Annotated in this window: 10 protein-coding genes; 8 read left to right on the top strand and 2 right to left on the bottom strand. The window is 64.5% G+C overall.

Going from position 1 to position 9,595, the window contains the following annotated elements; all coding sequences use genetic code 11:
* The 4 genes from JOZ00_RS06090 to JOZ00_RS06075 all read left to right on the top strand — a co-directional run.
* The coding region (locus JOZ00_RS06090; RefSeq protein WP_293341174.1) for a CoA transferase at positions 1-888 on the top strand (888 nt) is incomplete at its 5' end.
* 236 nt (positions 889-1,124) lie between these two features.
* Positions 1,125-1,904, top strand: coding sequence for a GAF and ANTAR domain-containing protein (locus JOZ00_RS06085; protein WP_293341171.1), 780 nt, complete (start codon positions 1,125-1,127; stop codon positions 1,902-1,904).
* 64 nt (positions 1,905-1,968) lie between these two features.
* Entirely contained in the window at positions 1,969-3,093 is a 1,125-nt protein-coding gene (locus tag JOZ00_RS06080) for a M20/M25/M40 family metallo-hydrolase (RefSeq protein WP_293341168.1), read from the top strand.
* Between the two features lie 85 nt (positions 3,094-3,178).
* Positions 3,179-3,430 (top strand): hypothetical protein, encoded by a 252-nt coding sequence (locus JOZ00_RS06075; RefSeq protein ID WP_293341165.1) that lies wholly within the window; start codon positions 3,179-3,181, stop codon positions 3,428-3,430.
* Between the two features lie 14 nt (positions 3,431-3,444).
* On the opposite strand, the gene JOZ00_RS06070 is transcribed toward JOZ00_RS06075, so the two are convergent.
* Positions 3,445-4,185 carry a methyltransferase domain-containing protein gene (locus JOZ00_RS06070; RefSeq protein ID WP_293341163.1) on the bottom strand — a complete coding sequence of 247 codons (741 nt, stop codon included), beginning with the start codon at positions 4,183-4,185 and terminating at the stop codon, positions 3,445-3,447.
* 459 nt (positions 4,186-4,644) lie between these two features.
* Between JOZ00_RS06070 and JOZ00_RS06065 the strand changes: the two genes are divergently transcribed.
* The 3 genes from JOZ00_RS06065 (at position 4,645) to JOZ00_RS06055 (ending at position 7,538) form a co-directional block, all read left to right on the top strand.
* Positions 4,645-5,745: an aminoglycoside phosphotransferase family protein gene (locus JOZ00_RS06065; RefSeq protein WP_293341160.1), complete on the top strand. Its 1,101-nt coding sequence runs from the start codon at positions 4,645-4,647 to the stop codon at positions 5,743-5,745.
* Complete coding sequence (locus JOZ00_RS06060; protein WP_293341157.1) at positions 5,745-6,716, top strand: NAD-dependent epimerase/dehydratase family protein; 972 nt, start codon at positions 5,745-5,747, stop codon at positions 6,714-6,716. The genes JOZ00_RS06065 and JOZ00_RS06060 overlap by 1 nt, the downstream gene beginning before the upstream one ends.
* Before the next feature lie 465 nt (positions 6,717-7,181).
* Positions 7,182-7,538 (top strand): PAS domain-containing protein, encoded by a 357-nt coding sequence (locus tag JOZ00_RS06055; RefSeq protein WP_293341180.1) that lies wholly within the window; start codon positions 7,182-7,184, stop codon positions 7,536-7,538.
* Positions 7,539-7,683: 145 nt separating this feature from the next.
* On the opposite strand, the gene JOZ00_RS06050 is transcribed toward JOZ00_RS06055, so the two are convergent.
* Positions 7,684-8,451, bottom strand: coding sequence for a TetR/AcrR family transcriptional regulator (locus tag JOZ00_RS06050; protein ID WP_293341154.1), 768 nt, complete (start codon positions 8,449-8,451; stop codon positions 7,684-7,686).
* Positions 8,452-8,894: 443 nt separating this feature from the next.
* Between JOZ00_RS06050 and JOZ00_RS06045 the strand changes: the two genes are divergently transcribed.
* A complete protein-coding gene (locus JOZ00_RS06045) occupies positions 8,895-9,257 on the top strand; it encodes a PAS domain-containing protein (protein ID WP_293341177.1) in 363 nt (120 codons plus the stop codon).
* The last annotated feature ends 338 nt before the right edge of the window (positions 9,258-9,595 follow it).

Raw genomic sequence — 9,595 nt, 5'->3', positions numbered from 1 at the left:
ATTGCGGTTCATCCGCCCCGCGGTGACTGGGTTACCCCGATCTGGCTGAGTGTGGGCTGGGGCAAGAAAACCATCGTGACCGACATCAAGAGTCCCGACGGCAAGAAGCGCTTCATCGGCCTGCTGGCCGGCGCGGACGTGCTGCTCAGCAGCCAGCGGCCCGGTGCGCTCGACGACCTCGGTCTGAGCGAGGCCGAACTGCGGGAAATCAATCCCAACCTGATCTACGCGTCCGAGTCGTACGCCTCCCTCGGTACGCCGTGGGGCGGGCGGCGGGGGTTTGAGCAGATTGCGCAGGCAGTCAGCGGCGCCGCGCACGTGCACTCCGATGGTCTGGGGCTGGAGGCTCCTACCGTGACTCCCGCTCTGATGAATGACCACCTGACCGGCTATCTGTTGGCCATTGCGGTGGTGGCGGCGCTGGCCGAGCGCGAAGAAAATGGCGGCTACTGGCACGTCGACACCTCGCTCACCCGTTGTTCCACGTTCGGTCAAACCCTCGTCGAGCCGGTCGATGACGAGCCCTATGCGCCGATCACTGAGCAGGACCTGATCGAGCACGGTGTGGACCAGGTGAGCCCGTGGGGCACCTTCACCCGGTTCGCTCCACCGGTGGCGTTCAGCGATACCCCGTCGATGGCATTACGCCCACCCGCGTGGCCGGGCACTCACCCCGACACCATCGGGTGGACGGCGAACCCGGCCGGCGACGGGCCACCGCAGGTGCCGCACTATCCGTCGAAGTTGGTGCGCGAGGGCCGCATCCGCAATTTCGTGCAGAATTTCGGCGTCGAGGATCGCGGCGATGGCGGCGGCGTCGTAGGCCTTGTCTCCAAGCCGGAAGCGCTAGAAGCCCAGATGAAAAAGTACGCAGCAGCCCGCGTCTAAACGTCAAGCACCTGGGCCGGAGCCAGCGCATGAACTCGGTTAGCTGAGTTCTTGCGCTGAGCCTCCGCGATCGCAACACCTGAAAACACACTTCCTGCCAACGATTTACAACCGCGAACCGCCGATGGGCCTCCCTAGATTGTGGATGCGACCGGCAGGTGGGATAGTCCACAGCGACGGAAGCAGACCGTGGGTCCCATACCCCTTTCGGGGGCAGGGGCGCAAACGGGAGGGCCATGGCGGTGGACGGCGACAGCTCCGAGTCGACTGGGCTGCAAAGATCCAGAGCCGCGGGACCCATTCAGCGCGGGCATCTGCTCACGGTGATCAATCAGCTCGACGAGCTGCAGCGGCGCGGCGAGACCGACCACGAGTCGGCGCTGCTGGAAATCGCTGAAACCGATGTGGCGGCCCTTCCCGGTGCCCAGTATGCGGGCGTGGCCCTCGCCGAGAAGGGCGGCCAGCTGAGCACCCTGGCTGCCACCCATGTTTACCCCCGATGGCTGGACGACGTTGAGCGTGAGGTTCGCGAGGGTCCATGCCTCTCCGCTGCGTTGAGCAGGCCTACCATCCGCATCGATGACCTCGCGACCGACGACCGCTGGCCCCGGTATCGCGCCGTCGCGCTGGACCGCACGCCGGTGCGTTCAATCGTGGCCTTCCGGCTCTTCGACGACGGCAAGCTCATGGGCGCGTTGAGCTTTCATGCAGAAGCGGCGGGTGCGTTCGACGACGAATCCGTCGAACTCGGGTTGGTGTTCGCCGCACACACCGCGATGGCGTGGAACGCGATCCGTCGTGAACGACAGTTTCGAAATGCCCTCGCCAACCTCGAGTCCGCCCTCGCCAACCGCGACATCATCGGCCAGGCCAAGGGAATCCTGATGGAACGCTTCGACATTGATGCGGCGGCGGCCTTCGAGCTGCTGAGCCGGCTCTCGCAACAGTCGAACATGAAACTGACCGAAATCGCCGAAAAGCTCATCGCGCTCCCGCACGCGTCGACAGAAAGATAAGCGCCTAGGGTCGCGCACCTCCGTTTTGGGTACTGGTCCATGTGTCGACGACGGGAAGGACCTCATGGCACACCGCGACTCAACGGACGGCCTGCTGCAAGAGCTACTTTTCGCTTACGGGCCCGGTGGCCAGGAGGACGCGGTACGCGACGTGTGCGCCCGCGAACTCCAACCCTTTGTCGACGACATGTGGACCGACGATGCCGGAAACCTCGTCGGGTACGTCGCCGCCGAAGACGACGCGGCGACGGGCGACAAACGCCACCGGCTGAAACACACGGCCGGACCGGGCGCCGGAACGCGGGTCATGGCGCACATGGACGAACTGTCCATGATCGTCAAGCGGGTGGAATCCGACGGCACGCTGCACCTGACACAGCTGGGGACGATGTATCCCGGTAACTTCGGGCTCGGGCCGGTCGCGGTACTCGGTCAGCACGAGACGATCACGGCGGTGCTGACTCTGGGCTCCGAGCACACGACGAAGGAGAGCCCGCGGATCTGGGAGACCAAGCCCGACCAAGGCGATCGCGCGCTGGATTGGCGTCACGTCTATGTCTTCACCGGCCGCACCCTCGATGACCTGGCCGCCGCTGGGGTACACGCCGGGACCCGGGTCTGCGTGGACCGCAGCAAGAGGACGCTGGTCGACGTGGGGGACTACGTCGGCGCTTACTTCCTCGACGACCGCGCCGCGGTGACCGCGCTGCTGCGCGCCGCTCGCTTACTGCGCGAGCGCGGGCAGCGTCCCTTCAAGGACATCTACCTCGTGTTCACCACCAACGAGGAGATCGGCGGAGTGGGCGGCTCCTACGCCAGCGCGACCCTGCCCGGCGTCCTCACCCTTGCGTTGGAGGTGGGCCCCACCGAACGCGAGTACGGCACCAGCGTCACCGGCGGTCCGATCGTCGGCTACAGCGACGCCCTGTGCGTCTATGACAAAGAAGTTGCAGACCGCCTGATGCAAATCGCCGAGGATCGAGGGATGTCGCCACAGGCGGCCGCGCTGGGTGCCTTCGAGTCCGATGCCTCACATTCCAAGGCCAGTGGCCTGACACCCCGCGCCGGCCTGCTGTGCCTGCCGACGCTCAGCACCCATGGATATGAGGTGATCGCGCACAAAGCGATCGATGACATGGCCGAGATCATCGTCGATTTCGTCCTGCAACCTGAGTCCGGCGAAGACTGATGCCGACCCAAAATTTGCCTGAACATTGCCTAAGAGGGCGCGTGGCGTCGTCGGGTTAAGTTGCGTCGGGCCTACGGTCCGTCGAATGAACGTGAAGTATTACGTGCAAAAGGTGCCCGTCGAGTCCGTCCGGCCCGGGTTCTCTCTCGCCATCCACCAGGACGGCGACTATCGGCTATTCCAGGTCGAATGCACACAGATGTCGCAGCGAAGCGGTCGACCGGTGATGTTCACCCTCATGTCGGAGCCGGTCGACGGCGGCGATCCGTGGGTCCTGGAGTGTGAGGAAGGCACGCCGCTGGTCCGGATCCTCGGCGTCTGCGAAGCGGCTTCCTGATTATCCGCGCCGCGTCACTCCGGCTTGGTGGCCGCGACGAACTGCACGGCGCGCTGAGTCTGTTGCTCGACGTCGACCAGACCGGCCGAGGCGAACAACTCGACGAACGCGTGCCGGTCGAACATGGTGAGCCCGATGACGCCGGCGCCGGTGCGCAGCGCCTGCCGGAGCACAGGAGCGTCGGAGACATAACTCGTCAGGACCGCGATGCGACCCCCGGGCCTGAGCACCCGCAGCATCTCACCCGCGACGCGAAACGGTTCGGGCATCAGGTACAGCGCTCCGAAGCAGCAGACGGCGTCGAAGGTCGCGTCGGCGAACGGCAACGCCCGGGCATCGCCGCGCACATAACAGATGTCGGGCGTGCTGTTGTCCAGGACGGCGCGAGTCAGCATCGGCTCAGAGATATCGAAACCAACGGCCAGGCCGCCATCGGAGAGTTGTCGAGCAAGCGGCCCGGTGAAATTGCCGGGGCCGCAGGCGACGTCGAGCAATCGCCTCGCGGTGGGCAGGCGCAGAGCCGACGCCGCGCGCCGTTGTTCGGCCCGGGTGGTGACACCGCTGGCCAGGTAAAACGCGGTAGGGCGCCAGATCCGCTCGTACACGGTCGCGACGAACGGGCTGTTCATGGCTCGCTGCGCGACAGTCGGAACCGGGGAACTTGCCGATTCACCCAGCACGTCGAGGAAGCCGTGCCGCAAGACAGCGGTGTCGGTGAGGAGAGCGCGGGTCGACGCGACCGGATCCTGGCTCATTTCTATCGGCTTTCGATGAGGTTTCTTCGAATTGACGCCTGCGACGGGCGCGTCGGGCGGTCACTTGATGTGCCGCCAGGTTAATGAAGAGGTAGCGCCAAGCCCCTGACAGGCGGCTTAGTAACTTTTGATACTAAAAGTTGGTTAACAGGTTTACAGCGCTACAAATAGTATGTAAGGTCAGGTTGCTGGTGAGTGATCGGTATGGCCGCAGTTTAGCGGTGCCGCCATAGCCGCGGCCCGCAGAGCGTCGGCGTGTTAGGAGCAGCATGGGACCCCACACGGGCGGATCGCCGAAGACGATGAGTGCGGCGATCCACGAGCACCTCCACACCAAGACCTAACCGGGTACGACTGGTAGCAACCCATTCGCCAGGGCCGCGTAGCCCCCGACGCACAGATTGGCAGCCGAAACATGAATACCGTTTCGCCCTGGAACCCAACCGAATTGGGTGGCCAATGAGCACGAGGCGAGCAAAATCGACGGCGGCGCTCTCGTCAGCCCGGCTTATCGACCTGAATGACCTTCCGCTTGGTTTCATCGACGTCGAACTCGGTGCGCCGCCCGCTGAACTCGTCAGCGACACGAAAGTGGTCGTCCTTCATCCCGAGCAGGGGCCTCCCGCAGGGGTTCTGAAGGTGGCGCATGGAGTTACGGGAGCCGCCGAACTGCGTACACAGCGGCGGGTGCTGGCCGAATTAGCCGTTCACCACGGACTCGATGAGGAATGGCGCGAGCTGGTGCCGCGAATCCTGGCTTTCAACGAGCGCACCGACGCCACGACCTCGGTGGAGTCCTACCGGCCGGGAATGGACTTGGCGGCGGTGCTGCTGCGCCGACCGAACTATGCTGCGGAGCTGACCGTCTCGGCCTTGACCGCCATCGCGCCGCTGCACCGGCGGACGGCCACATTCGTCGGCATGGACAACATCTGCTACCTGCGGCGATGGGTCATCGAACCGTTGGCGGACGTGACGTACATGTGCCAGCGGCTGGATCCTCGGCTGGTGGCGCAGGTGGACCATCTCGGGGGAATGCTTCGGCAGGCCCTCATCGGTCAGCGGATACCGGTGAGCTGGACCCACGGCGATTACACGCCCGCGAACGTCCGGGTTGCCGGCGCCCAAGGACGGGTGACCGGCATCGTGGACTGGGGCGGTGCGCGGCCGGGCCGGCCGGCGGTGATCGACGAGTACCTGATGGTGCTGACCGTGGCTTGCCAGGTAGAGGGAGTCGAACTCGGCAATCTCGTCGCTGATCGGCTGCGGACCGGCGGCCTCTCGGCGGGCGAGCGCGACGCGCTGGCTGCCGCGCGCGAGCGAACCGACGCGGAGATCGGCAAGCGCCAGTGCACCAATGCGGAGATCGACGAGAAGGTCGCGATCCTCTTGACCTGGCTCCACCGTGTCGCCGACCTGTGGCGCAAGCGCGCCACGCCGCCGAACCAGCACGTGTGGTTGGCGGCGAACGTGGCTCCCGTGCTCGAAGCGGTCGCGGCGGGATACGGGCCGATCGGGTATGGCGTACCGCGCCAGGACGACGACGTCGACGGCCGGTGATGCGCGCCCTCGTCACCGGCGCCGCCGGATTCATCGGCTCCACCTTGGTAGATCGCCTGCTGGTGGAGGGGCACCAGGTGACGGGAGTCGACAACCTGAGCGCCGGTTCTCCCGCCGCCAATCTCGGGTCGGCACACCGGCACAACGGGCCGGGCCGCTTCACTTTTGTGGCCTTCGACGTCCAGCGCCCGGGCCTGGCCGACATCGTCGCGTCGTGCAACCCGGACGTGGTGTTCCATCTGGCCGGGCAGGTCTCGGTGCGGAGGTCGATTGACGATCCCCAGCACGACGCTCGCAACAATCTGCTGGGCACGATCAATCTTCTGGAAGCCTGTCGGCGCGCCGGGGTGTCGCGGTTCATCTACGCGGCCTCGGGGGGCACCCGCTACGGCGCGCCAACCACCTTGCCCGCCACCGAGGACACCGCCGTGGACCCGCTTTCGCCGCACGCGGTGGCCAAGGTCGCCGGCGAGATGTACGTGCGCGCATACGCCAGCACGTACGGCATCGCGCCCATCTGCCTGGCGCTCGCGAATGTCTATGGGCCACGGCAAGATCCGCATGGGGAAGCGGGAGTGGTCGCCGCCTTCGGCAGCGCGATGCTCTGCGGTCGGCCCACCACCATTTACGGCGATGGCACCGCGACCCGCGACTACGTTTACGTCGACGACGTCGCGAGCGCCTTCCTGTGCGCCGCCGACGCGCCGATGGCAACGACCGGCACCTTCAACGTCGGTACCGGCGTCCAGACGACGGTGACCGAGCTTCACCGACTGATCGCCGAGGCGGTCGGCGTCTCGTGCACTCCCGAATACACCGTCGCTCGCAGCGGCGAGTTGTATGCGAGCGCCCTGGATCCCACGCTGGCCGGTCAGGCGCTGGGCTGGAAACCTGATACCGACCTCGTCGAGGGAGTCAAACGCACCATCGAGTGGCTCTCGCGCCTGCGACCGGCGGCGGTCCCGGCTTAGCCGTAACCAGTGTTACAGATAGTCGTGACCATCGTTATGAGATCGTTATGAAATGATCAATCACTCAGCTACCACGCGTGTTTCGATGGTCGACGAGGTCCTGAAGGTAGGTAGCTAACCTCATACAACGGAGTAAGAAGAAGCAGCCAAACTTTCTGCAGGTCAGCAACGCGATGCGGCGAGCCGATAGGGATAGAGGCAAAGTTCGGGCGTTTTCGGTCAGGTGACCGGCGGCGGCGGACGAGCCGATTCCGGAGCGATCGACGGGCGAATGTGCCACTCGCGGCGGCCTGCATCTTTTGCTGATCTGATGCTTAGATGCGTCCGTCTTGCTACTGTCCGTGCATGGCGAATGCGCGGTTACTCGATGGCGGCTCTCAAGGCCATTCTCGTGAGGGCACCGGTGTGGAAAAGGGTCAACGGGTTGAGCGACGGCGCAACCGGACAGGTGAAACACCGACCGAGATTCTGACGCGCTTGCCCGCGGTCGTGGTGCTGGAGCGGATCCCCGTCCCCACGCTTGCCATGGTGCGCGACGGCATGATCCTGTTCGCTAACTCGGCCTTCGCCGAGATGGTGGGTTACGAGCAGGACCAGCTGGCCGGGTCTGCGTTCCCCGAGATCTTCCATATCGAGCCTGCCGCGGTGACCGCACTGTCCGAGGTCGACGCCCTGGCGAATCTCGTTGTGGAGTTGCAGCATTCCGAAGGCTGGCTGGTGCGGGCCAAGATGAGCAAGTCCGCACTGATGCGCCGTGATGACCCGGTCGTTTTGGTGACCTTCGAGAACTTGACGGAACGGCTCTGGGTCGACGAGCCCTGATCTGCCGGCTCGGTCGAGGCGGCCCCGCGGACGTCACGGCGTCCAAGCCGCAATCCATGGGTCGCGTTTTACATTGCGGGAGAACATGATTTGCACGCGTCAGGTCGGCGCCTTGTTCGATGATGGCGATTGCGAGCGCGTTTGGCTAGTTGTCGCCGGGGGTCGATGCGGCAGTGGCTTGCAGCTCAACCGACAGCGGCTCGGCGACAACCTTTTTCAGGGCAAGTGAATAGCGTCGTTTGATGAATTGGGTGAAGTAGTCGATCCGGTCGATGTTGGTGAAGCTCGGCAACGACAGGATCCACACCTTTTGCAGGTTATCGAGATGCTGCTCGGGCTGGTCGGGCTCGCTGACCCGGCGGATGCCCACCAGCAGTGCCACCAGCATCTTGGCAACGTCCACGGGATCCAGGTCCTCGATGACGTCGCCCTCCGCGATCGCCTTCTTGATGAGGGTGCTGACGAAATCTGTCCATGATTGCCACAGCGTGGTGGGCATGTCGGTGGTGTTGTCGAGACTCTCCAGCAGCCGACCGCCGGCCCGGGCCACCTCGTGTTGGGTGTCCTGGACGGCGAGCAGGTAGACGAGGTCGATCAGCGTTTCCAGTCCCGACATCTTGCGGGCAAGCAGCTCGGTGATCGCCGCGTTGCTCATCGCGGTGAGATCGTCGATGATCGCTAATGCCAGCGCCTGCTTGGAGGGGAAATGGAAATACATCGCCCCTTTGGTCAGCTCGGCCTCGGCCAGAATGTCGTCGAGGCTGACCACGCTGTATGGACGGTGCGCAAATTGGCGCGAGGCAGCAGCGATGAGCCGATGGCGCGTGTTGCCGGCTCGTCGTTCGCTGGCCTCGGTCATCGCGCTTCCTGTCTCGTCGCCGGCGCCGTCCGGCGGCGGGATGGCTTCACTCAAAGCCGGTCGTGTCAATGCAGTGCCTCTCGACGATGATAGGGGTCGATGAGCCGACGACGGCGCTGACCCGCGCAGAGCGGCGGTGTCATTTCCGCCTGCCCCTTCCGCTGTGGCCTTTTGCACATGGCTTCCTGCGCCCTAGCGATGACCTTGGCTTTTACTGCAAGGTAATTTACTAGCAGACTACTAGTTTGTTAAGGCGTTTACTAGATGCAAAGTAGTATGTATCCTTCGGCTTCAGATGCAACTTCGGTATCTGCCCAAGTGGTCGCACCGAGGCGCAGCGGGGACCGGCCCAACCGGGTCGGCCTGCTTCTAAAAGGAGGAGCGCTATGTCATTCGTGACCACCGAGTCGGAGATTCCGCGCCCCGTTCCTTCCAGGCAGAAGGCGTGCAGCTGGCCCGTTGAGCGCCGGCGCAATGGCAGTCCCGACGACTTGCCGATGGACATTTTGACGCGGATGCCGGCAGTCGTTGTGCTGGAGCGGCTCCCGATTCCCTCGCTCGCGATGGGCCGCGACGGCGTCATTCTGTACGCGAACACGTCATTTGCCGAAATGGTGGGTTACCAGCAGGACCGGCTGGCCGGACTGACGTTCCCGCTGGTCTTCAACACTGTGCCGGCCACGGTATTCGCATTGACCGGCGTGGATGCGTTGGCGAATCTTGTTGTGGAGCTGAAGCATTGCGAGGGTTGGCCGGTGCGGGCCCGGATGAGCAAGTCCGCGTTGATGCGCCGCGACGACCCGGTCGTCCTGGTGACGTTCGAAGATCTGACCGAGCGGTTGTGGACTGACGAGGGATAGCTGCCTCGCACCTGTCCGAGCTGCCGCATCGCGGCCGATTTCCCGTTGTTTGACTCCCAGCGCCCTTGCGCGTCCAACGTTAGAGGCCTGACCGCCCGCATAAACAGTCCAGCGGTTTGAACAAGCACACGATCGGCGACCCACGGTTTCTGCTGCCCCGTGGCACGGGCCGTAGCTCCCGCCGCCGACCGTCCCCGTTGTCACCCTCCGCGGCGCCTGAGGGCATCTCAGACGGGCTGAAACGCCCCAGATTGACCCCAGGATCGTCCACCCTAGGTAGCTATGCGGTCTGTTATCGGCATAAGTCTCGGGACTCACGGACGTGCCAACCGATATCC

The organism is Mycobacterium sp., assembly GCF_019243155.1.
Classification (GTDB): Bacteria; Actinomycetota; Actinomycetes; order Mycobacteriales; family Mycobacteriaceae; genus Mycobacterium.
This window is presented reverse-complemented; position numbering and strand designations above follow the sequence as displayed.

What these genes read in the sequence shown, in the direction of transcription:
- JOZ00_RS06045 (WP_293341177.1), top strand. Translation starts at nt 8,895, where the DNA reads ATGGACATTTTGACGCGGATGCCGGCAGTCGTTGTGCTGGAGCGGCTC.
- JOZ00_RS06075 (WP_293341165.1), top strand. Translation starts at nt 3,179, where the DNA reads ATGAACGTGAAGTATTACGTGCAAAAGGTGCCCGTCGAGTCCGTCCGG.
- JOZ00_RS06065 (WP_293341160.1), top strand. Translation starts at nt 4,645, where the DNA reads ATGAGCACGAGGCGAGCAAAATCGACGGCGGCGCTCTCGTCAGCCCGG.
- JOZ00_RS06085 (WP_293341171.1), top strand. Translation starts at nt 1,125, where the DNA reads ATGGCGGTGGACGGCGACAGCTCCGAGTCGACTGGGCTGCAAAGATCC.
- JOZ00_RS06070 (WP_293341163.1), bottom strand. Translation starts at nt 4,185, where the DNA reads ATGAGCCAGGATCCGGTCGCGTCGACCCGCGCTCTCCTCACCGACACC.
- JOZ00_RS06060 (WP_293341157.1), top strand. Translation starts at nt 5,745, where the DNA reads ATGCGCGCCCTCGTCACCGGCGCCGCCGGATTCATCGGCTCCACCTTG.
- JOZ00_RS06080 (WP_293341168.1), top strand. Translation starts at nt 1,969, where the DNA reads ATGGCACACCGCGACTCAACGGACGGCCTGCTGCAAGAGCTACTTTTC.